This is a genomic window from Bradyrhizobium sp. (assembly GCF_016219575.1).
Lineage (GTDB): Bacteria > Pseudomonadota > Alphaproteobacteria > Rhizobiales > Xanthobacteraceae > Bradyrhizobium.
Window position 1 is genome coordinate 1,175,318 of sequence record NZ_JACRMG010000009.1, and the last position, 24,110, is coordinate 1,199,427.

Genomic DNA, 24,110 nt, shown 5'->3' on the forward strand with positions numbered 1-24,110 from the left:
ATCCTACGGATCTAATACTCGATGCCGAACTGGTCATAGAGCCGGCGGAACACCGCCGGCATCACCTCCGGCAGATCCTCCGCGATCAGGCCGGGACCCGCCTCGCGCGCGGCCTCGCCATGCATCCATACGCCGATGCTGGCGGCCTCGAAGGCCGGCACGCCCTGTGCCAGCAGGCCTGCGATGATGCCGGCCAGCACGTCGCCGGCGCCGGCGGTGGCCAGCCACGGCGGCGCGTTGGCGGCAATGGTGGCGCGGCCGCCGGGCGCGGCCACCACCGTGTCGGCGCCCTTGAGCAGCACGACGGCGCCGGCGCGCTGCGCGGCGTCGCGCGCGCGTTCGAGCTTGGAACGGCCGGGATTCTTGTTGCTGATGTCGGAAAACAGCCGCGGAAACTCGCCTTCATGCGGGGTCAGCACGACATGGGTATCGGCCGATGTCCGTATGGACTCGAACAGGCGATCCGGCGCCTCGGCAAAACTCGTCAGCGCATCGGCATCCAGCACCAGATGCTTTTGCGCCGACAGCGCCGTGTGCACGAAGTCGCGGGTGCGCTCGCCGATCCCGGCACCCGGCCCGATCACGCAGGCATTGAAACGCCGGTCGTGAAGGAATTCCGCGAACTCCATCGGCGTGTCCACGGGGCGCACCATCACGGCCGTCAACACTGCCGCGTTCACCGCCAGCGCCTCGCGCGGCGAGGCCACCGTCACCAGTCCCGCGCCCGCACGCAACGCGCCGCGCGCTGCAAGGCGCGCTGCGCCGGTGGACGCCATCTCGCCCGACACGACCACCGCATGGCCGCGGGCATATTTGTGCCCGTCCATCCGCGGCACCGGAAACGACGCCTGCCAGGTGTCGGGGGCATTCTCCGATGTTTGCGGCTTGATCTCGTCCAGCACCGACCTCGCGATGCCGATATCGGCGACGTGAACGCGCCCGCAATGCATGCGACCCGGCAGCAGCAGATGCGCCGGCTTCCTGCGGAAGAAGGTCACGGTCTCGGTGGCACGGACGGCGGCGCCCATCACCAGACCCGTGGTCCCGTTGATGCCGCTCGGCAGGTCGACCGCCAGCACCGGCGCGCCATTGGCGTTGATGGCCTCGATCATCTCCTGCGGCTCGCCCTTGATGGGACGGTTGAGCCCGGCACCGAACAAGGCATCGATGATCAGCGCCGGCTTGCCGAGCGCCTGCGGATTGAACGGCAGCACCGGGTACTTCCAGCCGCGCGCAGCGGAGGCCGCATCGCCCTGCAGGCTGTCCCGTTCGCACAGCAGCACCACGGAAACCTCGCGCCCGCGGGCGGCGAGCTCGGCCGCCGCCACGAAGCCGTCCCCGCCATTGTTGCCGCGGCCCGCAACCACGACGATCGGGCCTTCCTCGGCAAGGTCCATCGCGGCTTCCGCCACCGCCTGACCGGCGCTCAGCATCAACGCGAAGCCCGGTTTTCCCGCGGCGATCGTCAGATGGTCGGCGCGCTCCATTTCGGAGGTGGTGAGAACTTCCATGCCAAATCCTGATCCAAACGCCTTTTACTGAGGCACATCCATTCCGGACTTGAACGCATCGGCCCGAAGTCTGCATACGAATTGATCGCTTTGCCTATTTCATAGGCTGACGTATCATGGGCACGTTACTGCGGACTCCACCCGGCTGCCCGTTAAAAGTCTGATAACATTCCCAAATCGGAGCGGTTAACAACTTGGCATAGACCCTGCTTTTGAGGAAGCCGGCTGAGGATGGCGGGTAATCGCGAGTATTTTCCGGCAGTTCGCCGGGGCCGGGATATCAAGGATCGTACCAAGCATTGAATGAGCTGCGCGCCAGCACAACCCTGGAGAATGCGCAGCAGTCTGGAATTCCAGGAAGCGCCGGGAGGCAAAGTCAGTGAAGAAGATCGAGGCCATCATCAAGCCGTTCAAGCTCGACGAGGTGAAGGAGGCGCTACAGGAAGTCGGACTGCAGGGCATCACCGTGACCGAGGCCAAGGGTTTTGGACGGCAGAAGGGCCATGCTGAACTATATCGCGGCGCGGAATACATCGTGGACTTCCTGCCCAAGGTCAAAATCGAGATCGTGATCGGTGACGACCTGGTCGAGAAGGCCATCGACGCCATCCGGCGCGCTGCCCAGACCGGCCGCATCGGCGACGGCAAGATCTTCGTTTCCAACATCGAGGAAGCGATCCGCATCCGAACCGGCGAATCCGGGCTGGACGCTATCTGAGCCGGGTGCTATCCGGAATTTCGCGGCAAAAACAAGAAAAACAGGCTGCCCCACGCGGCCTGATCTCGTTCGCGACCCACTCGCCTTTCACTCCAGGAAACCGACCCGTCAGAGATAAGGGGAATTCATGAAGACCGCCAAAGACGTCCTGAAATCGATCAAGGACAACGACGTTAAGTACGTCGACCTGCGCTTCACCGATCCGCGCGGCAAGTGGCAGCACGTGACCTTCGACGTCGGCATGATCGAAGAGGACACGTTCGCCGAAGGCCAGATGTTCGACGGCTCCTCGATTGCCGGCTGGAAGGCGATCAACGAATCCGACATGTGCCTGATGCCCGATCCCGTCACCGCGACGATCGATCCGTTCTTCGCCGAGACCACCATGGTCATCACCTGCGACGTGCTGGAGCCGACCACCGGCGAGCCCTACAACCGCGATCCCCGCGGCATGGCCAAGAAGGCCGAGGCGATGGTGAAGTCGATGGGCGTCGGCGACACCGTGTTCTTCGGACCCGAGGCCGAGTTCTTCGTGTTCGACGACGTGCGCTTCTCTTCCGATCCCTACAACACCGGCTTCAAGCTCGACTCCTCGGAACTGCCGATCAACTCCGGCACCGAATATGAGGGCGGCAACCTCGGTCACCGCATCCGCACCAAGGGCGGCTACTTCCCGGTTCCGCCGCAGGACTCGGTGCAGGACATGCGCTCGGAAATGCTCGGCGCCATGGCCAAGATGGGCGTCAAGGTCGAGAAGCATCACCACGAAGTCGCTTCCGCCCAGCACGAGCTCGGCATGAAGTTCGACACGCTGACGCTGATGGCCGACCAGATGCAGATCTACAAGTACTGCATCCACCAGGTCGCCCACATCTACGGCAAGACCGCCACCTTCATGCCGAAGCCAGTCTACGGCGACAACGGCTCGGGCATGCACTGCCACCAGTCGATCTGGAAGGACGGCAAGCCGGTGTTCGCCGGCAACAAGTACGCCGACCTGTCGGAGACCTGCCTGAACTACATCGGCGGCATCATCAAGCACGCCAAGGCGATCAACGCCTTCACCAACCCCTCGACCAACTCCTACAAGCGTCTGGTCCCCGGCTATGAAGCCCCGGTGCTGCTCGCCTATTCCGCGCGCAACCGCTCGGCCTCCTGCCGCATCCCCTACACCTCCAACCCGAAGGCCAAGCGCGTCGAGGTTCGCTTCCCCGACCCGATGGCCAATCCGTATCTCGGCTTCGCCGCGATGCTGATGGCGGGCCTCGACGGCATCAAGAACAAGATCGATCCGGGTCCGGCGATGGACAAGGACCTCTACGACCTGCCGAAGGAAGAGCTGAAGTCGATCCCGACGGTTTGCGGCTCGCTCCGCGAGGCGCTGGAAAATCTCGACAAGGACCGCGCGTTCCTCAAGAACGGCGGCGTGTTCGACGACGATTTCATCGACAGCTATATCGAGCTGAAGATGACCGAAGTCGCCCGTTTCGAGATGACCCCGCACCCGATCGAATTCGACATGTACTACTCGCTGTGAGTTTCGCGGGCACGCGCCCGCCAACGTCACGGCTCGCGAAAAGCGAAAGGCGCCCCAACCGGGCGCCTTTTGTTTGCGCTACTTGTTCCCGTTGCGGCTCCGTAGAGCTATTGCGGATTCCGGCGCAGGAAACGTTCGAGTTCAGGCTCCACTGAATAGGGCAACGGGATCGGGTCGCCCGCGGAATCCACCGCCGGATCGAGGCAGCGCCGCAGCATCCGCGCCAGTTCGGACTTGCGATAGGGCTTTGTCAGCATCGGGATGCCCTGCCCGCTGCGGCCCTGGGCGTGAATCGCGCCATAGGCATATCCCGACGTGAAGAGCACCCGCAGCGCCGGCCGCTCCGCCATCATCCGCTCGGCAAGCTGCCGCCCGTTCATGCTTCCGGTCATCACGATGTCGGTGAAGAGCAGGTCGAAGTGCGTGCCGCGGCAGGCGATGGCCAGGGCTTCCGCCGCGTCGGCTGCGACGATCGCCTTGTAGCCGAGGCTTTCCAGCTGGATGGTCACGAACTGCCGTACGTCGTGGTCGTCCTCGACACAGAGGATGGTTTCGTGCCCGCCGATCACGGGCCGCCCGTCGCCATCCGCGAACGGGAGCGCGCTCTCATCCGCCTTCGGCAGGTAGATCCGGAACGTCGCGCCCTGTCCCTGCTCGCCGCCGATTTCGATGCTGCCGCCGGACTGCTTGAGGAAGCCGAACACCATGCTCAGGCCGAGGCCGGTTCCCTTTCCCACCTCCTTGGTCGAGAAGAAGGGATCGAAAATCCTGTCGCGGATGTTCGGCGGAATGCCCGGCCCGGTATCGCTGACCTCGATGACGACATAGTCGCCCGCATGCTCGACACCGATCGCCATCGCCTCGCGAACGCCGAACACGACGTTGCGGGTCACGAGCGTCAGCGTGCCGCTGCCTTCCATCGCATCGCGGGCGTTGATGGCAAGGTCGACCAGCGCCGAACTCAATTGCGCGCGATCGACCAGAGCCGGCCAGGCGTCATCGGCCAGATCAGTCACGATCGCGATGGGCTTGCCGAAGGTGAGCGACAGCAGTTGGACCACTTCTTCGATGAGATCGTTCACTTCGATCTCGGTCGGCTGCAGCGGCTGCTTCCTGGAGAAAGCGAGCAGGCTCGACGTCAGTCTCGCACCGCGGTCGGCCGCGTCGCTGATCAGCTTGGTGATGGCCGCCAGATGCTGGTTGCCCTTGACGCCGTCGGCCAGGATTTCGATGGTCCCGGTAATCACCGTGAGCATGTTGTTGAACTCGTGCGCGATGCCGCCGGTGAGCTGGCCGACCGCCTCCATCTTATGCGCCTGGATCAGCTGCTCCTCGGCCAGCCGTCTCTGGCTGATGTCCCTCATGAAGTTGTTGAGGACATAGCTGTCGCCGCGGCGAAGCGCGGTGGCCGAGACTTCGACCGGGAATTCGCGGCCGTCCCGGTGCATCGCGCTCGCCTCGAACCGGGTGCCGGCAGACTTGCCCAGTTCTTCGCTCAGCCTTCTTGTTCGCCGCTGCCGATGCGCCTCGCGCAACTGCTCCGGCAAGAGCAGTTCCACCACATCGACGCCGATCGCCTCGGTCCGGGTCCAGCCGGTCAAGGCTTCGGCTTGCGGTCCCCACTCGAGTATGACGCCGTCCAGGTCGGTTTGGAAAAAGGCGTCGAGCGCGGTCCTGATGATGGCCTGCGCGTTCTGTTCGCTTTCCACCAGCGCGCGGTGCGCAGCTTGCTGTCGCGCGGCTTCCGCTGCGAGCAGCCGCGACAGCGATCGCTCGATCCAACGCGCAAGAAGGAGGGCCAGCAGCAAACCGGTGGCGCCGGCGGCCAGCAGGGTCTGGATTTCAATGCTGCGGAAATAGCTGGCAAGAAGGCCGACGGCAGCCACCGTCGCCACAACGAGCAACGCCATCGCGAGCGCCAGGCGGCCCCATAATGTCATGATCCCAAACGCTCCTGCGGCGTGGAGATGCGGTGCTGTCAGGCAATTACTGATGGATATCCGGCTTCAGGCAGGCGGTCGTCAATTTTCGACCCCGCAAGATTACGGCCTCTCCCCAGAAACAAGACTGGAAATCACTCGAAAACAACTCTTGCGGCACGCCAATAAACAAAATCCCTCAAGGCCCGATCTGACACGCCTCCCCGTCAGATCGCCCGCCTGTATTCGACGAGCGCCTGGCCGAATGCCTCGAACAGCGCGCGATTGATCGGATTCTTCTGCGGATCGTATTCGGCGTGCCATTGCACGCCAAGCGCAAAACTCGGGGCATCGGCGATGCGGATCGCCTCGATGGTGCCGTCCTCGGCGACGCCCTCGATCACCACGCGTCTGCCGGGCTCGAGGATGCCCTGCCCGTGGAGCGAATTCACGCGGATGGTCTCGCATCCCAGAATCCTGGCGAATGCCCCGCCCGGCGTCAGGCGCACTTCATGGCGGTCGGCGAAGATCACCTTGGGATCGGGGTGGATGTCGCCGTTCTCCAGCCGCGGCATGCGGTGGTTCATGCGTCCGGGCAGTTCGCGGATCTCCGGATGCAGCGAGCCGCCGAAGGCGACGTTCATCTCCTGCAGGCCGCGGCAGATGCCGAACAGCGGCACGCCGCGGACGACGCAGGCTTCCGCCACCGCAAGCGCGACGTCGTCGCGGTGGACATCGTAGGGCTCGTGCTTCTCGCAGGGGTCGACGTTGAAACGTGTAGGATGGACATTGGCACGGGCGCCGGTCAGCACCACGCCGTCGACGAGATCGAGCAGGGCGCCGACATCGGTGATCTCGGGGATGGAGGGAAACATCAGCGGGATCGCGCCGGACACTTCGGAGACCGCGCGCAGGTTGCGCTCGCCGACCGCCTGGACCGGGAAGCGATTTTCGATTCGATGCGAATTGCCGATGATGCCGACGACGGGCCGTCTCATAATATGATCGTCTCGCGCAGGAATTCTTTTTTCATTGGGCCACGATTCCGGACGGATCATGCCTTCCGTCCCCCGTCGGATCAATATGTGTTGCCTGCAAGGAGCGCGCCATACCCCTGCAATAAGCAGAGCCCCAGAGCCGGGTTCAGGCCGCCCTATTTGCGGGTAAACGCCAGCCCGGCGTCGATGCCCCCCGGCAGGCCCGCGGCTTTCAGCGCCGTTGCGGCGGCGGCCGACGCGCCCTCCCCGTTGAGCCATGGCAGCCTGCCCGCAATCCCGCGGGTCACGGGCTCGCCGAGCACGCCGCCGAAATCGACCGGCCAGAAACCGTTCGGCACCGCCTCCGCCGTGATGCCCTTCAGCCGATAGCCTTTGCCCAGTGCCGCCTCGGCATCATCGGGCGAAACAACCTTTGCGCTGCCGGGATCGGCAGTATTGGCGAACGTCACCAGCACCGGGACCAGCGCGCCCCTGACCGGCACGACGCCGGTCTGCCTGCTCATGTCGTTGAAATTGACCCGCTTGCCGGTCGCCGCCGGATAGGCGCGCAGCGCGACATAATTGATCCCGTCGGGGTCGAGCGTCTTGTCGAGATGGGCGAGCAGCGCGACGAGGTTCTTGCTGCCGCCGAGATCGACGAACACCGCATCGCCGGAGGCCCGCGTCGTGCCGCCGGGGGAATAACCGCGATAGGGCGTGACGGCGAGAACGCCGGAAGCCGATTTGACGCCTTCGGGCGTCTCGACCTCGACCGTCATGCGGTACTTGTGGCCGGGCCGGTTGATCCTGATCTGGTCGCCGATGACGAGCGCGGCGAGCAGTCCGAGCGGGCCCATCCATTTGATGAATTTCATTCCGTGCCGCCCTCTTGCGCGATTCGGCTCGCCCGTTTCGCTTGGCACAACCCGGTTGGCAGCGTCAAACCGGCGCGATGGCGGCTTGATCCCGGCCGCGTTTTGTCGAATGAGTGTCCCGCCCAGCGGAAAGCAGGAAGGGATCGTCATGCCAGTTTCGACCGAGGAGCGCCTTCAGACCCGCAACGACCTGGCATGGTCGATCTCGGTCGGCGGCATCGGCATCGTCCTGTTCGTCGCGCTTCTGGTTTTCGCCTGGCACTTCGCGGCGACCCTGTTCCTGATCTTCGCGGGCATGCTGCTCGGCGTGGCGCTCAACGCCATGACCGGGCTGCTCGGCCGCGTGGTGCCGCTGCCGCAGCCGGTCCGGCTCGCCATCGTTTGCCTCGCGCTGGCGGCCATGCTGTCGGGCATCGTCTTTCTCGGCGGCACCACCATCGCCCAGCAGGCCACCGTGCTGAGCAACACCATCAAGTCGCAGCTCACCAACGTCAAAGCCTTCCTCGAGAGCTATGGCGTCGATACCAGCTTCTTCGACCTCGGCTCCTTCGCCGCAACACCGCACGCGACCGATGCCGCCGCGCCATCCCCCTCGGCGCCGCATCTGCCCAGCGCCAGCACCATTGCCTCGAGCGGTGGTGCGATCCTGGGTCAAACCTTCAAGGTGGTGCTCGGCGCCGTCGGCGCCGTCGGCAATTTCTTCATCGTGCTGTTTCTCGGGCTGGCCTTTGCGGCGCAGCCCAGCGTCTATCGCAACGGCCTGCTGTTCATGGCCCCCGCAAGACACCGCGCCCGCGCCACCGTCATCATCGACCGCATCGGCTATACGCTGGAGCGCTGGCTGATCGCGCAGATCATCACCATGGCCGCGGTGTTTCTGGTCACCTGGATCGGCCTCGCCGTCATCGGCATTCCCTCATCATTCATCCTGGGCATCCAGGCGGGCCTGCTCGCCTTCATCCCGACCATCGGCGCCATCCTCGGCGGACTGATCGTGGTGCTGGCGAGTCTCGCCTCGGGCTGGGTCGCAGGGCTGAGCGCCTTCGTCCTCTTCCTCGGCGTGCACGCGCTGGAAAGCTACATCCTCACGCCGATCATCCAGCGCCAGGCGCTCGACATCCCGCCGGCCACGCTGTTCGCGTTCCAGATCCTGCTCGGCGTTGTCTTCGGCATCTGGGGACTGGCGCTGGCGCTGCCGCTGATGGCGATCGCCAAGGTGATGATCAGTCACTTCAAGGCCGAGCGTGCCACGGTGGAGCCAATAACGGCGTGACCGCTGTCTTCACCTCTCCCCGCCTGCGGGGAGAGGCATAGGCCGCCTTTGGCGGCCGTCCTGAAGAACGCCGAAGCGCAGCTTCGGCCAAGTTGCATCGCGAGATGCAATCCGGGTGAGGGGGTACAGGTCTATCAATTCGCACCCAACCCGCGGAAGCACCCCTCACCCCTGCCCTCTCCCCGCAAGTGCGGGGCGAGGGAGAAGAATCAGCTCGTCAGCACCGTATTGGTGTGCTCGACGTCGGGCGGGGCGGCAAAATACTGGCCGACCAGCCCGCGCCATTCCGCAAAATTCTCCGAGCCACGGAAGTCGACGGTGTGGTTCTCCAGCGTCTCCCATTTCACCATCAGCCGGTAACGCTGCGGCTTTTCGATCGAGCGGTGCAGCTCGAAGCCGTGAAAGCCCCTGGAGCGGCCGAACGCGGCGCGGGCCTTGGCGACCGCGGCCTCAAAGTCCTTCTCGGTGCCGGGCTTGACGTCGATCTGTGCGATTTCGGTGATCATGGGAGCCTTTCCTCGCGCCTGATCCGGAAAAGTGTGAAGCGGTTCCGAAAAGATCATGCGCAAATGAGAAACTGGAGAACGAAGGCTCCGTCTCTACCCTGCCCGCTGCAAAAGAAAAAGGCGCCTCGCGGCGCCCCGGCAATCCCGTCCCGCCGTTGCTCAGCCGAGCAACAGCACCGTAGCGGCCACCGCCAGCACGCAGCCGATGAACATCACGGCCGGCCAGTGATGCCGCTGCCGGCCATAGAGGCCCTGCGCGCGCCGCTCCATGATCAGCGCGTTCTCATATTCGTCCGATGAGGAGAACATGCAGGCAAAGCCACCGCGCGCCGAAGCCGCTGCAGCTTCGAGGGCCATCAGCGCGGCCTGCGGGTTTCGTCGACGGTATGAGTCCATGGGCGGTATGATAGGGATCGAATGGTAAACGGGAGGTTACCTCCTCCTCTTCTGTGATTCTCCGGGTTTGGTCTATGCGGTCGCCGGCTTGGTCCGCTCGGCGCCCGCCGTGCCGGCGCTCTTGCGCCGCCAGTTTTCCAGCGACAGCGGTAGTTCCTCGGCCGCTTCCACCTTGTTGCGGCCCGTGCGCTTGGCCTGGTAGAGCGCGGTGTCGGCCGCCGCCAGCAGCACCTCGAGCTCGGTGCCGGCCGGCCCGCCCGCCACGCCGATGCTGACGGTGGTGTCGACCGCGCCCTCGTCGCAGACGATGTTCGAATTCTCGAACGCCTGGCGCATCCTCTCGGCGACGATCACGCCTTCCTCCAGCGAGCAGGGCAGCAGCGCCGCGAACTCCTCGCCGCCGATCCGCCCCGACAGGTCGGAAAGGCGCAGATTGCTCGCCACCACCACGGCAAACAGCTTCAGGATCTCGTCGCCGGCCGGATGGCCGAAGCGGTCGTTGATCGACTTGAAATGGTCGATGTCGAAGATCATGACGGTCACCGGGCGGCCCGCAATGGCCTCGCGCTCGATCACGCGCGCGGAAGCCTCGGCAAAGCCGCGGCGGTTGAACAGCCCGGTCAGGGGGTCGGTCGATGCCGCGTTCTTGTGCGCGGCCACCGTGCGGTCCGACACCAGCATGAAGATCACGAACACGGTGCCGATCGCGTAGAGCACCAGCTCGATCGAGAACACCGTCACCCAGATGCTGTTGGAGAAGTTCACGTCATACGGGCGCAGATACACGCCCAGTAAAATCGGCAGCATCAGCACGCAGCCGTGCAGTACCGGAATTGCGATCGTCGGCCAGCGCCGCTGCATGTCGCGGCGGCGCTCGCTCCACAGTTCGGAGGCGGTCAAGGCCGCGTAGATCGCAACGATCGCAGCCCCCATGCTGAGCCGGATCGAGGCGTCGCGCGGCGCCAGCGTCATCATGGTGGCGATCCAGACCAGCGGACCCAGCACGAGACCGGGCCACAGCATCGTGCGGCCGTGAAACACGCGCGAGGCGTTCCAGACCATGCCGCAGGCGAAGAAGCCGATCGAGGTCAATGCCAGCGAGGCGATCGGACCGAGCGTCGCGCCGAAAATCGTCCAGATGGCGACCGCGGCCGAGCCCAGCAGATAGGCGGCGCCCCACCATTTCAGCGCGGCGATGCTCTCCTGCCTGCCGAACAGTACGAGCATGCCGCCGAGCATGGCCGCCAGCATGGTCGCGACGAGATAAAGCGTTGAGGTATCGAATGACATGTGGTCACCGCGATTGTGATGCACGGCGCGCCGGGCAATCTTTCCGGCAGAACGCCACCTGCCAGACTAGGGGGCCCGCCTTGGCAATCCGTTGTCACTCACCGAAAAGTTTTCGCGAAAAACTGGCTTAATTAAGCTGTAACTGGAACGCAGAAAGGGGCGCCTCCCGGCGCCCCTTTCGTCCTTTCGGATGCTGCAGACGCTGCAAATTTTAGCGAAACGATTAGCGCTTCGAGAACTGGAACGAACGGCGGGCCTTGGCCTTGCCGTACTTCTTGCGCTCGACCACACGGGAGTCGCGGGTGAGGAAGCCGCCCTTCTTGAGCACGCCGCGCAGCTCCGGCTCGAAATTGGTCAGCGCCTTGGAGATGCCGTGACGGACCGCACCGGCCTGGCCGGACAGGCCGCCGCCGGTGACGGTGCAGATCACGTCATACTGGCCGGCGCGGGCGGCCGCGACCAGCGGCTGCTGGATCATCATGCGCAGCACCGGACGGGCGAAGTAGATTTCGACGTCGCGGGTGTTGACGACGACCTTGCCGCTGCCGGGCTTGACCCAGACGCGGGCAACCGCGTCCTTGCGCTTGCCAGTGGCATAGGCGCGGCCCTGCTTGTCGACCTTCTTGACGTATTTCGGCGCTTCGGGAGCCGCCGGCTTCAGCTGCGAGAGCTGATCGAGAGACTGCATGGTGTCGGACATTGTTATGCGGCCCTCATGTTCTTGCGGTTCAGCGAGGCGATATCGACCTTCACGGGGTTCTGGGCTTCATGCGGATGCTCGGCGCCGGCATAGACGCGCAGATTGCCCATCTGGACGCGGCCGAGCGGACCGCGCGGGATCATGCGCTCGATCGCCTTCTCCACCACGCGCTCGGGGAAACGGCCCTCGAGGATCTGCTTGGCGGAACGTTCCTTGATGCCGCCGATGAATCCGGTGTGCTTGTAGTACACCTTCTGGTCGCGCTTGCGGCCGGTGAGGACGACATGCGCGGCGTTGATGATGATGACGTTGTCGCCGCAGTCGACATGCGGCGTGTAGGTCGGGAGATGCTTGCCGCGCAGGCGCATGGCAACGAGGGTGGCGAGACGGCCGACGACCAGACCCTTGGCGTCGATCACGACCCACTTCTTCTGCACCTCGGCGGGCTTGGCCGAAAAGGTTTTCATGTGAGGATTCCGTGAAAATGGAAATCGGCGCCACCGGCGCCGAACTGGGCGGGTTTCTAGAGAAGCCGCGCTCCGGCGTCAATGCCCATTGGCACAATTAAATACTGCAAAAACAATGCCTTACAAATATGGTGCAATAATACCGTACAAAACCCTATGTGTTTGGAATGGAATAGGTCGCCGTCACGTGCGCAATCGGGTCGGGGGAATCCGCCGACATCAGCGTCACCTCGCCGACGGCAAGCCGCTTGCCGAGCTTGAGCAACCTGCCCTCCGCCAGCACATCCTGTCCCGGCATCCCCTTGCGCAGGAAATTGATGTTGAGATTGGTGGTCACGGCAAGTCCCACCGGGCCGATCGCCGAGAGCAGCACCACATACATCGCGCAATCCGCCAGCGCCATCAGCGTCGGCCCCGACACCGTGCCGCCCGGCCGCAGCATGCGCTCGCCAAAGCGTTCGCGCACCAGGCAGGTTTCGCCGTCGGCGCGCTCGATCTTGATGCTGGTGCCGGCGCCAAAGGCCTGGGGAAACTCCCGCCGCAGGAACTCCTCGAGCTCCGCCACGCTCATTTTCGCAACTGCCATGCGTTCCCTGCCGCGCTCCCTGCCCTCGCTTAAGCCGGTCTCTTACATTAAGTTGACGCCTGCTCAAGCCGGAAGAATTTCGATGCCCCAAACCGCCCGCGCCAGCCCGCCCGAGCCGCCGATCCTGCTCCGCGAGAACGTCGGCAGCATTGCCGTGCTCACGCTCAACCGGCCTGCGGCGCGCAACAGCCTGTCGGAAGGCCTGATCGCCGCGCTGCATGCTGCGCTGATCGAGGTCCGCGACGACAACAGCGTGCGCGCCGTCGTGATCGCGGCCAACGGGCCCGCCTTCTCCGCCGGCCACGACATGAAGGAACTGACCGCGCGCCGCAGCGATCCCGACCGCGGCCGCGCCTATTTCGCCGAGATCATGAACGCCTGCAGCGCGATGATGCAGGCGGTCGTGCTATTGCCGAAGCCCGTGGTCGCCGCCGTGCAGGGCATCGCCACCGCCGCCGGCTGCCAGCTGGTCGCAAGCTGCGATCTTGCGGTGGCCTCGGAAGCTGCAAGCTTCGCCACGCCCGGCGTCGACATCGGCCTGTTCTGCTCGACGCCTATGGTGGCGCTGTCGCGCAACGTGCCGCGCAAGCAGGCGATGGAGATGCTGCTCACCGGCGAGCCGGTGCCGGCCGAAGAGGCGCGCGCCATCGGCCTCGTCAACCGCGTGGTGCCCGCGGGCACCGAACGCGAGGCCGCCATTGCACTTGCGCAGAAGGTCGCGCTGAAATCCGCCTACACCGTCAAGCTCGGCAAGGAAGCCTTCTACCGCCAGGCCGAGATGAGCCTGGCGGACGCCTACCGCTACGCCGCCGCGGTGATGACCGAGAACATGATGGCCCGCGACGCCGAGGAAGGCATCGGCGCCTTCATCGAGAAGCGCGAGCCGAAATGGCAGGACAGATAATTTAGCCCCTCATCCTGAGGAGCCGCGAAGCGGCGTCTCGAAGGATGCAGGCCCATCTGCGGCCTCATGGTTCGAGACGCGCTTCGCGCTCCTCACCATGAGGGTCGAGAAAGATGCCAGATGAACCACGACAAATACGACGACGACTACATCCGCAGCATCCTCAACACCGTCAAGTCCATCGCGATGGTCGGCGCCTCGCCGGTCAATGTGCGGCCGAGCTATTTTGCATTCAAATATCTGGCGCAGCGCGGCTACGACATGATCCCGGTCAATCCCGGCCAGGTCGGCAAGGCGCTGATGGGAAAACCCTTCGTCGCCTCGCTCGCCGATATCGGCCGGCCCGTCGACATGATCGACATCTTTCGCAATTCCAGCCACATCATGCCGGTTGTTGAAGAGGCGCTCAAACTTCCGACGCTGCCGAAAGTGATCTGGATGCAACTCGGCGCGCGCGACGATGCGGCCGCGGCGAAGGCAGAGGCTGCGGGAATCAAGGTCGTGATGAACCGCTGCCCCAAGATCGAATATGGACGGCTTTCGTCGGAGATCGCCTGGATGGGCGTCAACTCGCGCACGCTGAGTTCCAAGCGCGCGCCGATTCCGACCCAGGGCATGCGGCTGTCGCTGAACCGGGTCAGCGTCGGCGGCGGATCGACCTCGGCCTCCGACCGCGCCGCCAGGGACAAGACTGAACTCACCTGACGCGATTGTGGAACACAATCGTTCCGGCCACGCGGCAAAGCGAAGCACGCATATTCCAAACACTGATTGCCCTCGCCGGGGTGCCTTGACGGCAGGCGCATCCGCCATCAGCATGCCGCGCAATTTTCACCAACGCAGGAAATATGATGACCGATCGTCAGCCGGGATTTTCAACGCTCGCCGTGCATGCGGGCGCGCAGCCCGATCCCACCACCGGCGCGCGCGCAACGCCGATCTACCAGACCACGTCCTTTGTGTTCAACGACGCCGACCATGCCGCCTCGCTGTTCGGGCTGCAGTCGTTCGGCAACATCTATACCCGCATCGGCAACCCCACCAATGCGGTGCTGGAGGAGCGCGTCGCGGCACTCGAGGGCGGCACCGCGGCGCTCGCAGTCGCTTCCGGCCACGCCGCGCAGGTGGTGACGCTGCAGCAGCTGTTGATGCCCGGCGACGAATTCATCGCCGCGCGAAAACTCTATGGCGGCTCGATTAACCAGTTCACCCATTCCTTCAAGAGCTTTGGCTGGAACGTGGTGTGGGCCGACACCGACGATATCTCGAGCTTCGAGCAGGCGGTGACGCCGCGCACGAAAGCGATCTTCATTGAATCCATCGCCAATCCCGGCGGCGCCATCACCGACATCGAGGCGATTGCGGCGGTGGCGCGCAAGGCCGGCGTGCCCCTGATCGTCGACAATACGCTGGCGACGCCCTATCTGATCCGGCCGATCGACCACGGCGCCGACATTGTCGTGCACTCCCTGACCAAGTTCCTCGGCGGCCACGGCAACTCGATCGGCGGCATCATCGTCGATGCCGGCACCTTCGACTGGTCGAAGGGTGGCAAGTACCCGATGCTGAGCGAGCCGCGCCCGGAATATCACGGCATCAAGATCCAGGAGACTTTTGGCAATTTCGCCTTCGCGATCGCCTGCCGCGTGCTCGGCCTGCGCGACCTCGGCCCCGCGCTGTCGCCGTTCAACGCCTTCCTGATCCTCACCGGGATCGAAACGTTGCCGCTGCGCATGCAGAAGCATTGCGACAACGCGAAAGCCATCGCCGAATTCCTGTCAAGGCATCCGGCGGTCGCCTCGGTCAGCTATGCCGGCCTTTCGAGCGACAAGTACAGCCGGCTCGCGCGCAAATATGCGCCGAAGGGCGCGGGCGCCGTGTTCACCTTCAGCCTCAAGGGCGGCTATGAAGCCGGCGTCAGCCTGGTGTCGAACCTGAAGCTGTTCTCGCATCTGGCCAATGTCGGCGACACCCGCTCGCTGGTGATCCATCCGGCCTCCACCACCCACAGCCAGCTCGACGACGCAGCCAAGGTGCGCGCCGGCGCCGGCCCCGACATCGTGCGGCTGTCGATCGGCATCGAGGACAAGGAAGATTTGATCGCCGACCTGGAGCAGGCGCTGGGATCGTAACGCTCGCACTATCCACATCGTCATGGCCGGGCTAGTCCCGGCCATCCACGACTTGCTTGCAAGTGGCTCCGAGGACGTGGATGCCCGGGTCAAGCCCGGGCATGACGGCGTGTGGGACTCGTAAACGCCCGTTAACCCTTCTGCGGCCGAAAGCTGGCATCCTGCGCTTCGCAAGGATTCGGAGCCCCAACATGCTGCGCTGGACGATGCTCTTGCTGGCTGGCGTCTTCGTCGCCGCAACCGCGGCGCAAGCGGACGAGAATGCCGGACCGGCCAAGCCCGAAAATGCAGTGCCCGTCAAATCCCAAGGTGTCGTGCCTGCCAAGCCCAAGAGCCGCGCCTATGGCGCCGCGCGCCAGTTGCCGCCCGGCCTGCCGCGCGCCAACTACAGGTATCGCACCACGGTCGCGCCCGCGACGACGTACCGCGATCCCGTCGTCTACGAGACTGACGCGGACCTGCTGATCACGCCGGCCTATGGCCCCAACGGATATACACGGAACCTGCCGGGCACGCCGATCCTGCCGGGCTCCTCGACCATCCCCGGCTATTACGGCCGCGTGTTCTCTTACGATTATCAGGGCCCGTATTACGGCGGCCCGTATGAGGGCTATTTCTGGCGGCTGCCCTACGCCTGCGGCGTCTACGGCTACTGCTAGCCGGCCTGCGGCGCGAGTTTCTCCGACAATGCCGTGACGCGCCGCGGCGACAGCCGCTCGACATTGACCACCGCGATCGTCAGCACCACGATCGCCACCGCCTGATGCGCCAGCGCGAGATCGATCGGCACCTGGTAAAGCAGCGTCAGGATTCCCAGCACCGCCTGCACCAGCACGGATGCGGCCAGCCACCATGCGCCGCTGACGACGGCGCCCGCCGCACGCGCCCGCACCGTGTCGATCGCATGCCACAGCGCCACCGCGAGCAGCAGATAGGCCGTCATGCGGTGCTCGAACTGCACCGTCAGCACATTGTCGAACAGGTTGCGCCACCACGGTTGCTCGAAGAACAGCCGCCCGGCCGAGGGGATGAACGCACCGTCGATCTCCGGCCAGGTGTTGTAGGCGCGCCCGGCGCGCAGGCCCGCTACCAGCGCGCCGAAATAGATCTGCAGGAAGGTCAGTCCGAGCAGCAGCTGGCCGGCGAGCTTCAGCCGCGGCACGGCTGCGACCGGCGGCCGCGCCTTCATCCGCTGCACCGTCCACACGATCGCGGCAAAGATCACCAGCGCCAGGATGAGATGTGCGGCCAGCCGATATTGCGACACTTCCGTCCGCTGTGTCAGGCCGGACGCCACCATCCACCAGCCGACGCCGCCCTGCAGCGCGCCGAGGGCGAAGATCAGCCACAGCCGCCGCTTCAGCTCGGCGCCCAGTGCGCCGCGCCAGAGGAAATACAGGAACGGCAGCAGATAGGCAGCGCCGATGAAACGTCCGAGCAGGCGATGCGCCCACTCCCACCAGAAAATGGTCTTGAACTCGGCCAGCGTCATGCCGGCGTTGAGCTCGCGATATTGCGGGATTTTCTTGTAGCCCTCGAAGGCCTCATGCCACTGCGCCTCCGTCAGCGGCGGCAGCGTGCCGGTGACCGGCTTCCACTCCACGATCGACAGGCCGGATTCCGTGAGCCGCGTCGCGCCGCCCACCAGCACCATCAGCGCGATCAGCGCGGCCACGCCGATCAACCACCAGCGCACGGCGGTGTTCGGGGAGGCAGGGGTCGCGGAAATGCCTTGCATGAAGCGCGCTTGTTTGGTTCGGTGCGCCCCTTATAGTCCGCCCCCTCCCGGGCGCAAGCTGAGCTAGATCAAACCCGTTGCACATTTTCCCATGACCATCCGCACCCGCAAGTTCCTCGGCGCCATCGTGCTGATCCTGTTGGCAGCGATATGGTCGCTGCTCGGCATGGCGCTGGCGCAGATGCCGGTGATCGCCAATTCCGGCTGGCTGCAGGCGGTCTATTACGTCGTGGTCGGGATCGGCTGGGTGCTGCCGGCGATGCCGGTCGTCAGCTGGATGCTGCGGCCTGACGCCTGAGCGGATTGTTCCGCGTCGGCTGGACCGGCGCAAAGGTGAAGCCCGAGAGCAGCACGCGCATCATCCGGATCGAACCCTCGCGGCCGTCCCAGGCAACGCGCGGCAGTGCATAGAGATTGGTGCGGCCGAGCGGCTCCACCACGCCGCCGATAGTCGAGGCGGCACTGGCAAAACCTGCCTCCTCCGCCATGACGACATGCTGCCGCCGCCACGCGCCGCGATCGCCGAACGGATAGGCGAAATGCCTGACGTCGCGGTGGAACGCCGCCTGCGTCACCGCCTTGCCCATCGCGATCTCGCGATGGGCGTCGGCATCGCGCAGGCTCGACAGCGCCGGATAGTTCACCGTCGCGCTGCCGATGGTGGCGTTGGGATCGGCGGCGACCTTCGCCAAATCATCCCAGTTCATCCAGGCATTGCGTGACAGCGCCTCGATATCGGTCGAATAGCGGGTGCAGAGGTCCTTGATGGCAAAGGTCCGGTCGGCCGGCGACATCGCGCGCAGCCATTCCGAGAGATAATCGAACAGCTCGTATTTGGCCTGCGTCTTGTAGATCATGAAATGCCGCTCCTTGCGGTCCATGACCAGCGAGATGCGCGTTTCGCGGGCGATCATGTCCTCCAGCGCCAGCCACCACGCCTCGCCCAGCCCGTCCGGAAAGGCCGTCGGCAGGTACAGCGCAAACGGCACGTCGTGCTTCCTGAGGATCGGGTGAGCGTGGGTGGCGAAATCCTTGTAGCCGCCGTCGAAGGTCAGCGCGACGAAGCGCGATCGCGTCGGCAGCGATACCGCGCGATGGCACACCTCGTCCATCGAGACGATGTCGTAATTCCAGCGCTTCAGGGCGCGGATGGTGCGGTCGAGGAACCGCGGCGTGATCTCGTGCGGCTTGTGCGGCTGGAACAACCCCATATGAGACGGGCGGACATGCTGGAACCGCAGCACCACCCCGGCCCCGCCGGCGTAGCGCTGTTTCAGCCTCGCATAGAAGCTGAAATAGGCGAGCTCCATCTGTGCGCGCCTTATGAACCAGTTTTCCGACGTCACGCTAAAATCCCGGAACACGCCCCCTGAGCCGTGGGCATTGTTATTACTCTTTGTTGACATTTCCCTGCGAAGGTCGCCCCAAGCCGAAAATTGTAAACAATTTCTGACAGGTGTCGCTGATGACCATGGCTGCCGCAATCGATGGCCGGACGGCGCCAGGCAGCTGGTCGAGGGCGAGCCGCATTGCGGCGGTCGACATCGTCTGCGACCTCGGCAAGGCGGAAACCGTCTGGCGCGAGCTCGAGCGCCGCCATATCTCGCACACCCCTTATCAGCGCTTCGATCTCCTCGCCGCCTGGCAGCGTCAGGTCGGCGAACGCGAAGGCGCATCGACCTTCATCGTCATTGCCCTCGACGCCGAGCGGCGGCCGCTGGCGTTGCTGCCGCTGGCCTGCTTCCGCAAGTATGGGGTCAATGTCGCAGGTTTCATGGGCGGCAAGCACTCGACCTTCAACATGGCGCTGTGGGATCGCGATTTCGCCGCGGCGGCCGGCGAAGCCGACATGGCCGCACTCGTCGCAGGCGTCGCGGAACATTCCAGCGCCGACGTGCTCGCGCTGTACCAGCAGCCGCTCACCTGGCGCGACGTGCAAAACCCGCTGGCGCTGCTGCCGCACCAGCCCTCCGCCAACGACTGCCCGCTGCTGGTCATGGAGCCCGGCGCCGAGCCCGCAGCGCGGATATCGAGCTCGTTCCGCCGGCGCCTCAAGGGCAAGGAGCGCAAGCTCCAGCCTTCGCCCATCCGCTATTACGTCGCATCGGAGGATGCCGACATCACGCGCCTGCTCGACTGGTTCTTCCGGATCAAGCCGCTGCGGATGGCGGAACAGAAGCTGCCGAATGTCTTTGCCGACCCCGGCATCGAGGATTTCGTCCGCACTGCCTGCCTCGCCCGGCTCGCCGGCGGCGGCCGCGCCATCGACATCCATGCGCTGGAATGCGACGAGGAAGTAATCGCGATCTTTGCCGGCGTCGCCGACGGAAATCGCTTCTCCATGATGTTCAACACCTACACCATGTCGGGCAACGCGAAATACAGCCCCGGCCTGATCCTGATGCGCGACATCATCGATCACTACGCCGCGCTCGGCTATCGCGCGCTCGACCTCGGCATCGGTTCAGACGACTACAAGCGCCTGTTCTGCAAGAGCGACGAACCGATCTTCGACAGCTTCATCCCGCTCACCGCGCGCGGCCGCATGGCCGCTTCCGCCATGCGCGGCTTCCACCGCGCCAAGCGGATGGTGAAGCACAATCCGGCGCTGTTTGAGATGGCGCAAAAGCTGCGCGGCGCGCTGCGGTAGCATCAATAACGGCCATCATTGCGGGGCTGCAGCCGGTCGCAGTCACCTTTTCTCGCGGCATGGGTTATAGCTGGCCGAGAGGAGCGATAATCATGATCGGCATGCCTGGCGCCACTTTTTGGCAGACCCCGCTGGCCGAACTCACGCGGCAGCTCGGCGCCGATATCCATGGATTGAGCTCGGATGAGGCGACGGCACGCCTGCGGCGCTGTGGCGCCAACAGGCTGGAAGCCCAGGATCGCTTCTCACTGCTGCGCAAGATCTTGAGCCGGTTCCGCAATCCACTGGTGTTGATATTGCTCGCTGCGGCCACGATCTCCGCATTTACCGGCAACATTGCCAGCCTGGTGATCATCTCGACCCTGGTGCTGTTCAGTGTTCTGCTCGACAGCGTACAGGAGCACCGGGCCGAACAGGCGGCCGATCGACTCAAAATCTCGGTGGCGCTGAAAGAGCAGGCGCTACGCGACGGCCGCGAGGTCACCGTTCGCGCCGATCAACTCGTCCCCGGCGACGTTGTCTTGCTTGCCGCCGGAGATCTGGTGCCGGCCGACGGCAGGATCATCGAGGCTCGGGATTTCTTCGTCAACGAAGGTCTGTTGACCGGCGAGTCCTATCCGGTGGAAAAGCGCGCCGCGCCCGATGGTATCGCCGATGTCAATGTCGCGCAGGCCGCCAATGCCGTCTTCATGGGAACCTCGGTCGTCAGCGGTTCGGCCAGGCTGCTGGTTTGCGCAACCGGAGACAGGACGCAACTGGGCGAGATCAGCGCTGCGCTCCGTCACACACCGCCCCCAGCGGCGCTGGAGAAGGGCGTCTACGAATTCGGCATTCTGATCGTGCGGCTGACCATATTGCTCGTTCTGTTCGTTCTGTTGGTGAACACGTTATCCCACCGCCCGCTGCTGGAGAGCTTCCTCTTCGCCATTGCGCTCGCGGTCGGCCTGACGCCGGAATTATTGCCGATGATCACGTCGGTTACGCTTGCACGCGGTGCACTGCGCATGGCGAGTCAAAAGGTGATCGTGAAGCGACTCGCCGCGATCCACGACCTCGGCAGCATGGACGTGCTGTGCACCGACAAGACCGGCACGCTCACCGAGGCGAAGATTGCGCTGATCCGGCACATAACCCTGGCGGGGACCGACAGCGCACGCGTGCTCGAACTCGCCTGGCTCAACAGTCATTTCGAGAGCGGCCTGCGCAGTCCGCTCGACACCGCCATTCTGGAGCACGAACCGCATGCCGCCTCCGAATGGACAAAGATCGATGAAGTCCCTTTCGATTTCGAACGCCGCCGTGTTTCGGTGCTGATTGAGCGCGCGGGGCGCAGGATTCTCGTCGTCAAGGGCGCGCCCGAAGACGTCCTGAAACTATCAAGCCGCTATGAGCTTGCCGGCGAAAACGATACCCGGCCGCTTGACCCGGCAGCGATGGCACGCGCCATTGCGCAATTCGAGGCGCTTGGCGAAGAGGGCTTTCGCGTGCTTGGCATTGCCTGGCGCGAGGAACCTGCCACGCAGAGCCATGTGGGCGTACTCGATGAAAAGGATTTTGTGTTTGCCGGCTACGCAGCATTCCTGGATCCGCCCAAGGCCGGCGCGGGCGCTGCGATCGCTGCATTGAAGCGGAGCGGCATCGATATCAAGATTCTCACCGGCGACAATGAGCGCGTGACCCGGTACGTCTGCGGCCAACTTGGAATTCCGGTCGAAGGATTGCTTACGGGGACCGAGCTTTCCACGCTCAACGAAGACGCGTTGAGCGCGCGCATCGAGGCGAGCAACCTGTTTTGCCGGGTCACGCCCTCGCAAAAGAACCGGATCATTCTGGCGCTGAAACGCCGCGGTCACGTGGTGGGGTATCTCGGCGACGGCATCAATGACGCCCCCTCGCTTCATACTGCCGACGTCGGCATGTCAGTGGATGGCGCGGTCGACGTCGCCAAGGACGCGGCGGACATGATTCTCCTCGACCACGACCTGTCGGTGGTCGAACGCGGCGTGCGCGAAGGCCGGCGCACCTTCGGCAATATTATGAAGTATGTCATGATGGGCACCAGTTCGAATTTTGGAAACATGTTCTCGATGGCGGGCGCCTCCCTGATGCTGCCGTTCCTGCCGATGCTGCCGATTCAAGTGCTGCTCAACAACTTCCTCTATGACCTGTCCGAGGTTCCCATCCCGATGGACCAGGTGGATGAGGAGTTACTGGCTCAGCCCCGACATTGGGACATCGAGTTCATCCGCAATTTCATGCTTGTGCTCGGTTCCGTGAGTTCGGTTTTCGACTTCTTGACGTTCGGCCTGTTGTTGTGGGTCTTCAATGCGACCGAAACGCTGTTCCAGACCGGCTGGTTCATGGAGTCCCTGGCGACCCAGGTGCTCGTCATTTTCGTGATCCGCACCAGCGGCAATCCGTTTCGCAGCCGGCCCAGTCTTGCTCTCGCGGCAACCTCGCTCACCATTGTGGCCGTTGGAATCGGGTTGCCCTATACCGCGATTGGCCGGTGGTTCGGCTTCGTGCCGCTGCCATCGGCGTTCCTGGCGGCGCTTTGCGCAATGGTCGTTTGCTATCTGGTGCTCGCCGAAGGCGTGAAGCGCTGGTTCTATCGCCACTACCCGCCGCGTGGGGTGACGCGTTCGCCTATCCTTCGATCGCAAGTCCCGCTGACCGGAGCCTGAACCGATCGCGATTTCGATTCGTTCATGTCGTCGCCATTCGATCCGCTCCTCACAGCACGACCCGTCGCCCCTCCTCCGCGGCCCAATAGCCGGCGTAGTTGACCTTGATGGTCTCGAAGGCCAGCGCGAGATCGGAAAGCGGCTGCCTTCCGCCCGCGACGCACTCCATGAAGTCCTGGATTTCCTGCACATAGCCGCGCGTCCATTCCTCCTCGAGGCAGATGAACTGCCAGCCGGTCTTGCGATCGACCTTCTCGGTGATGTAGACGCCGGCGAGCTTTTCCTCCGATGTCTGATAGCTCATCATGTGCGTGTTCGGCGTGATGTTGGCGAACAGCGCGCCGCCGCTGGTGTAGATCTCCATGAGATTACGTACGCCGCCGGCGATCATGTCGCCGGAAAAGATCGTTGCCTTGGTGCCGTCGGAAAAGGTGACGGTAAGCGTGCCCCAATCCTCGACGTCGACCGGATTGGACTTGACGACGCCGCGCTCGTTGGCCGGAAGGCAAGCGGCCACATTGCCGACGTCGCAGGTGACGCTTGCAACGGCGACCTGCTCGCTGCGCGCCCTCGCCTCGACCTGCTTCAGATAAAGCACCGCCGACAACGGATGGCATCCCATCCGGATCAGCGAGCCGCCGCCGGTCATCGCCCATTGCGCGGCGTGCGCCGCGTGCGAGCCGGAGTGGCTCTCCTCCCCCTTCATGAACAGGATCTTGTCCTTGGTCGCCTTCAGGATCTCCGCGGCCTTGGTCACGGCCGGCGCATAGATCCAGTCCTCGGCATACATGAAGAGCTTTCCGCTCTTCGCGATGGCGGCGCGGGTCTGCTCCATCTCTTCCAGGACGCGCTCATACATCAACGCCTTCGACACGAACTTTCCGATCGGCGCCTTGTCGCCGTCGCGTCCAAAGTAGCCCGCGAACGGCTTTTCGCAGATCACATGCTTGCCCGCCTGCATCGCCTCCACAATCATGGCCGCGTGCAGATTGGGCGGCGTGCAGATGTCGATGACATCGAGCTCGCGGTCGGCGATCAGGTCGCGAAAGCTGCGGCAGGTCGTGGGAATACGGTGCCGGCGGGCGAAGTCGGTGACATGGTCGCCCCGCGCCGCGACCGCCCTGACCTCGACGTCCACGCCGTAGACGCGCCGGTAGGCATGCATGTGCAGCTCCGCCACGAAGCCGCAGCCCGCCAATCCGACCCTGATTTTCGCCATGATGGACGCCTCCCGATGCCGACAATCA

Annotated in this window: 23 protein-coding genes; 10 read left to right on the forward strand and 13 right to left on the reverse strand. The window is 64.3% G+C overall.

Annotation, left to right across the window (positions count from 1 at the left end; translation table 11 throughout):
- Nucleotides 1-11: 11 nt before the first annotated feature.
- Nucleotides 12-1,511, reverse strand: a complete 1,500-nt coding sequence (locus tag HZB49_RS10665) for an NAD(P)H-hydrate dehydratase (RefSeq protein WP_291610877.1) — start codon at nt 1,509-1,511, stop codon at nt 12-14.
- 379 nt (nt 1,512-1,890) lie between these two features.
- On the opposite strand from HZB49_RS10665, the gene HZB49_RS10670 reads away from it, so the two are divergent.
- Both HZB49_RS10670 and glnA read left to right on the forward strand, forming a co-directional pair.
- The gene (locus HZB49_RS10670; protein WP_011441447.1) at nt 1,891-2,229 is read left to right on the forward strand and encodes a P-II family nitrogen regulator; all 339 of its coding nucleotides are present in this window, start codon (nt 1,891-1,893) and stop codon (nt 2,227-2,229) included.
- Between the two features lie 127 nt (nt 2,230-2,356).
- Nucleotides 2,357-3,766, forward strand: coding sequence for a type I glutamate--ammonia ligase (glnA, locus tag HZB49_RS10675; RefSeq protein WP_291610880.1), 1,410 nt, complete (start codon nt 2,357-2,359; stop codon nt 3,764-3,766).
- Between the two features lie 107 nt (nt 3,767-3,873).
- On the opposite strand, the gene HZB49_RS10680 is transcribed toward glnA, so the two are convergent.
- The 3 genes from HZB49_RS10680 to HZB49_RS10690 form a co-directional block, all read right to left on the reverse strand.
- The gene (locus HZB49_RS10680; protein ID WP_291610882.1) at nt 3,874-5,706 is read right to left on the reverse strand and encodes a PAS domain S-box protein; all 1,833 of its coding nucleotides are present in this window, start codon (nt 5,704-5,706) and stop codon (nt 3,874-3,876) included.
- 206 nt (nt 5,707-5,912) lie between these two features.
- A complete protein-coding gene (locus HZB49_RS10685; RefSeq protein WP_291610883.1) occupies nt 5,913-6,683 on the reverse strand; it encodes a gamma-glutamyl-gamma-aminobutyrate hydrolase family protein in 771 nt (256 codons plus the stop codon).
- Nucleotides 6,684-6,838: 155 nt separating this feature from the next.
- Complete coding sequence (locus HZB49_RS10690) at nt 6,839-7,537, reverse strand: hypothetical protein (RefSeq protein ID WP_291610885.1); 699 nt, start codon at nt 7,535-7,537, stop codon at nt 6,839-6,841.
- 148 nt (nt 7,538-7,685) lie between these two features.
- Between HZB49_RS10690 and HZB49_RS10695 the strand changes: the two genes are divergently transcribed.
- Nucleotides 7,686-8,810 (forward strand): AI-2E family transporter, encoded by a 1,125-nt coding sequence (locus HZB49_RS10695; RefSeq protein ID WP_291610887.1) that lies wholly within the window; start codon nt 7,686-7,688, stop codon nt 8,808-8,810.
- Nucleotides 8,811-9,019: 209 nt separating this feature from the next.
- Here HZB49_RS10695 and HZB49_RS10700 read toward each other — a convergent pair whose 3' ends face one another.
- The 6 genes from HZB49_RS10700 to HZB49_RS10725 all read right to left on the reverse strand — a co-directional run bounded on the left by HZB49_RS10700 (nt 9,020) and on the right by HZB49_RS10725 (nt 12,755).
- Entirely contained in the window at nt 9,020-9,316 is a 297-nt protein-coding gene (locus HZB49_RS10700; protein ID WP_291610889.1) for an antibiotic biosynthesis monooxygenase family protein, read from the reverse strand.
- A gap of 159 nt (nt 9,317-9,475) precedes the next feature.
- A complete protein-coding gene (locus tag HZB49_RS10705; RefSeq protein WP_291610891.1) occupies nt 9,476-9,712 on the reverse strand; it encodes a hypothetical protein in 237 nt (78 codons plus the stop codon).
- Between the two features lie 72 nt (nt 9,713-9,784).
- Nucleotides 9,785-11,002 (reverse strand): GGDEF domain-containing protein, encoded by a 1,218-nt coding sequence (locus HZB49_RS10710; RefSeq protein ID WP_291610893.1) that lies wholly within the window; start codon nt 11,000-11,002, stop codon nt 9,785-9,787.
- A 223-nt stretch (nt 11,003-11,225) separates the two neighbouring features.
- A complete protein-coding gene (rpsI, locus tag HZB49_RS10715) occupies nt 11,226-11,702 on the reverse strand; it encodes a 30S ribosomal protein S9 (RefSeq protein WP_291610895.1) in 477 nt (158 codons plus the stop codon).
- A gap of 2 nt (nt 11,703-11,704) precedes the next feature.
- Nucleotides 11,705-12,169, reverse strand: coding sequence for a 50S ribosomal protein L13 (rplM, locus tag HZB49_RS10720; RefSeq protein WP_291610897.1), 465 nt, complete (start codon nt 12,167-12,169; stop codon nt 11,705-11,707).
- Nucleotides 12,170-12,323: 154 nt separating this feature from the next.
- A complete protein-coding gene (locus HZB49_RS10725; RefSeq protein ID WP_291610899.1) occupies nt 12,324-12,755 on the reverse strand; it encodes a PaaI family thioesterase in 432 nt (143 codons plus the stop codon).
- Nucleotides 12,756-12,837: 82 nt separating this feature from the next.
- Between HZB49_RS10725 and HZB49_RS10730 the strand changes: the two genes are divergently transcribed.
- The 4 genes from HZB49_RS10730 to HZB49_RS10745 all read left to right on the forward strand — a co-directional run bounded on the left by HZB49_RS10730 (nt 12,838) and on the right by HZB49_RS10745 (nt 16,450).
- Complete coding sequence (locus HZB49_RS10730; protein WP_291610901.1) at nt 12,838-13,659, forward strand: enoyl-CoA hydratase; 822 nt, start codon at nt 12,838-12,840, stop codon at nt 13,657-13,659.
- 120 nt (nt 13,660-13,779) lie between these two features.
- Nucleotides 13,780-14,364, forward strand: a complete 585-nt coding sequence (locus tag HZB49_RS10735) for a CoA-binding protein (protein WP_291610903.1) — start codon at nt 13,780-13,782, stop codon at nt 14,362-14,364.
- 146 nt (nt 14,365-14,510) lie between these two features.
- Entirely contained in the window at nt 14,511-15,791 is a 1,281-nt protein-coding gene (locus HZB49_RS10740; RefSeq protein WP_291610905.1) for an O-acetylhomoserine aminocarboxypropyltransferase, read from the forward strand.
- 371 nt (nt 15,792-16,162) lie between these two features.
- Nucleotides 16,163-16,450, forward strand: coding sequence for a hypothetical protein (locus HZB49_RS10745; RefSeq protein ID WP_291611181.1), 288 nt, complete (start codon nt 16,163-16,165; stop codon nt 16,448-16,450).
- On the opposite strand, the gene HZB49_RS10750 is transcribed toward HZB49_RS10745, so the two are convergent.
- A complete protein-coding gene (locus tag HZB49_RS10750; protein WP_291610907.1) occupies nt 16,447-17,529 on the reverse strand; it encodes a COX15/CtaA family protein in 1,083 nt (360 codons plus the stop codon). The two genes, HZB49_RS10745 and HZB49_RS10750, sit on opposite strands and share 4 nt — an antisense overlap.
- A gap of 91 nt (nt 17,530-17,620) precedes the next feature.
- Here HZB49_RS10750 and HZB49_RS10755 point away from each other — a divergent pair, with 91 nt between their 5' ends.
- Nucleotides 17,621-17,827, forward strand: coding sequence for a DUF2842 domain-containing protein (locus tag HZB49_RS10755; protein ID WP_291610909.1), 207 nt, complete (start codon nt 17,621-17,623; stop codon nt 17,825-17,827).
- On the opposite strand, the gene HZB49_RS10760 is transcribed toward HZB49_RS10755, so the two are convergent.
- A complete protein-coding gene (locus HZB49_RS10760; protein ID WP_291610911.1) occupies nt 17,799-18,875 on the reverse strand; it encodes a polysaccharide deacetylase family protein in 1,077 nt (358 codons plus the stop codon). The two genes, HZB49_RS10755 and HZB49_RS10760, sit on opposite strands and share 29 nt — an antisense overlap.
- 119 nt (nt 18,876-18,994) lie before the next feature.
- Between HZB49_RS10760 and HZB49_RS10765 the strand changes: the two genes are divergently transcribed.
- Both HZB49_RS10765 and mgtA read left to right on the forward strand, forming a co-directional pair.
- Nucleotides 18,995-20,179: a GNAT family N-acetyltransferase gene (locus tag HZB49_RS10765; protein WP_291610913.1), complete on the forward strand. Its 1,185-nt coding sequence runs from the start codon at nt 18,995-18,997 to the stop codon at nt 20,177-20,179.
- 92 nt (nt 20,180-20,271) lie between these two features.
- Complete coding sequence (gene mgtA, locus HZB49_RS10770) at nt 20,272-22,863, forward strand: magnesium-translocating P-type ATPase (protein WP_291610915.1); 2,592 nt, start codon at nt 20,272-20,274, stop codon at nt 22,861-22,863.
- A 49-nt stretch (nt 22,864-22,912) separates the two neighbouring features.
- Here mgtA and HZB49_RS10775 read toward each other — a convergent pair whose 3' ends face one another.
- A complete protein-coding gene (locus tag HZB49_RS10775) occupies nt 22,913-24,082 on the reverse strand; it encodes a Gfo/Idh/MocA family oxidoreductase (protein ID WP_291610918.1) in 1,170 nt (389 codons plus the stop codon).
- Nucleotides 24,083-24,110 lie beyond the last annotated feature (28 nt).

What these genes read in the sequence shown, in the direction of transcription:
- HZB49_RS10665 (WP_291610877.1), bottom strand. Translation starts at nt 1,511, where the DNA reads ATGGAAGTTCTCACCACCTCCGAAATGGAGCGCGCCGACCATCTGACG.
- glnA (WP_291610880.1), top strand. Translation starts at nt 2,357, where the DNA reads ATGAAGACCGCCAAAGACGTCCTGAAATCGATCAAGGACAACGACGTT.
- HZB49_RS10680 (WP_291610882.1), bottom strand. Translation starts at nt 5,706, where the DNA reads ATGACATTATGGGGCCGCCTGGCGCTCGCGATGGCGTTGCTCGTTGTG.
- HZB49_RS10685 (WP_291610883.1), bottom strand. Translation starts at nt 6,683, where the DNA reads ATGAGACGGCCCGTCGTCGGCATCATCGGCAATTCGCATCGAATCGAA.
- HZB49_RS10690 (WP_291610885.1), bottom strand. Translation starts at nt 7,537, where the DNA reads ATGAAATTCATCAAATGGATGGGCCCGCTCGGACTGCTCGCCGCGCTC.
- HZB49_RS10695 (WP_291610887.1), top strand. Translation starts at nt 7,686, where the DNA reads ATGCCAGTTTCGACCGAGGAGCGCCTTCAGACCCGCAACGACCTGGCA.
- HZB49_RS10700 (WP_291610889.1), bottom strand. Translation starts at nt 9,316, where the DNA reads ATGATCACCGAAATCGCACAGATCGACGTCAAGCCCGGCACCGAGAAG.
- HZB49_RS10705 (WP_291610891.1), bottom strand. Translation starts at nt 9,712, where the DNA reads ATGGACTCATACCGTCGACGAAACCCGCAGGCCGCGCTGATGGCCCTC.
- HZB49_RS10710 (WP_291610893.1), bottom strand. Translation starts at nt 11,002, where the DNA reads ATGTCATTCGATACCTCAACGCTTTATCTCGTCGCGACCATGCTGGCG.
- rpsI (WP_291610895.1), bottom strand. Translation starts at nt 11,702, where the DNA reads ATGTCCGACACCATGCAGTCTCTCGATCAGCTCTCGCAGCTGAAGCCG.
- rplM (WP_291610897.1), bottom strand. Translation starts at nt 12,169, where the DNA reads ATGAAAACCTTTTCGGCCAAGCCCGCCGAGGTGCAGAAGAAGTGGGTC.
- HZB49_RS10725 (WP_291610899.1), bottom strand. Translation starts at nt 12,755, where the DNA reads ATGGCAGTTGCGAAAATGAGCGTGGCGGAGCTCGAGGAGTTCCTGCGG.
- HZB49_RS10730 (WP_291610901.1), top strand. Translation starts at nt 12,838, where the DNA reads ATGCCCCAAACCGCCCGCGCCAGCCCGCCCGAGCCGCCGATCCTGCTC.
- HZB49_RS10735 (WP_291610903.1), top strand. Translation starts at nt 13,780, where the DNA reads ATGAACCACGACAAATACGACGACGACTACATCCGCAGCATCCTCAAC.
- HZB49_RS10740 (WP_291610905.1), top strand. Translation starts at nt 14,511, where the DNA reads ATGACCGATCGTCAGCCGGGATTTTCAACGCTCGCCGTGCATGCGGGC.
- HZB49_RS10750 (WP_291610907.1), bottom strand. Translation starts at nt 17,529, where the DNA reads ATGCAAGGCATTTCCGCGACCCCTGCCTCCCCGAACACCGCCGTGCGC.
- HZB49_RS10755 (WP_291610909.1), top strand. Translation starts at nt 17,621, where the DNA reads ATGACCATCCGCACCCGCAAGTTCCTCGGCGCCATCGTGCTGATCCTG.
- HZB49_RS10765 (WP_291610913.1), top strand. Translation starts at nt 18,995, where the DNA reads ATGACCATGGCTGCCGCAATCGATGGCCGGACGGCGCCAGGCAGCTGG.
- mgtA (WP_291610915.1), top strand. Translation starts at nt 20,272, where the DNA reads ATGATCGGCATGCCTGGCGCCACTTTTTGGCAGACCCCGCTGGCCGAA.
- HZB49_RS10775 (WP_291610918.1), bottom strand. Translation starts at nt 24,082, where the DNA reads ATGGCGAAAATCAGGGTCGGATTGGCGGGCTGCGGCTTCGTGGCGGAG.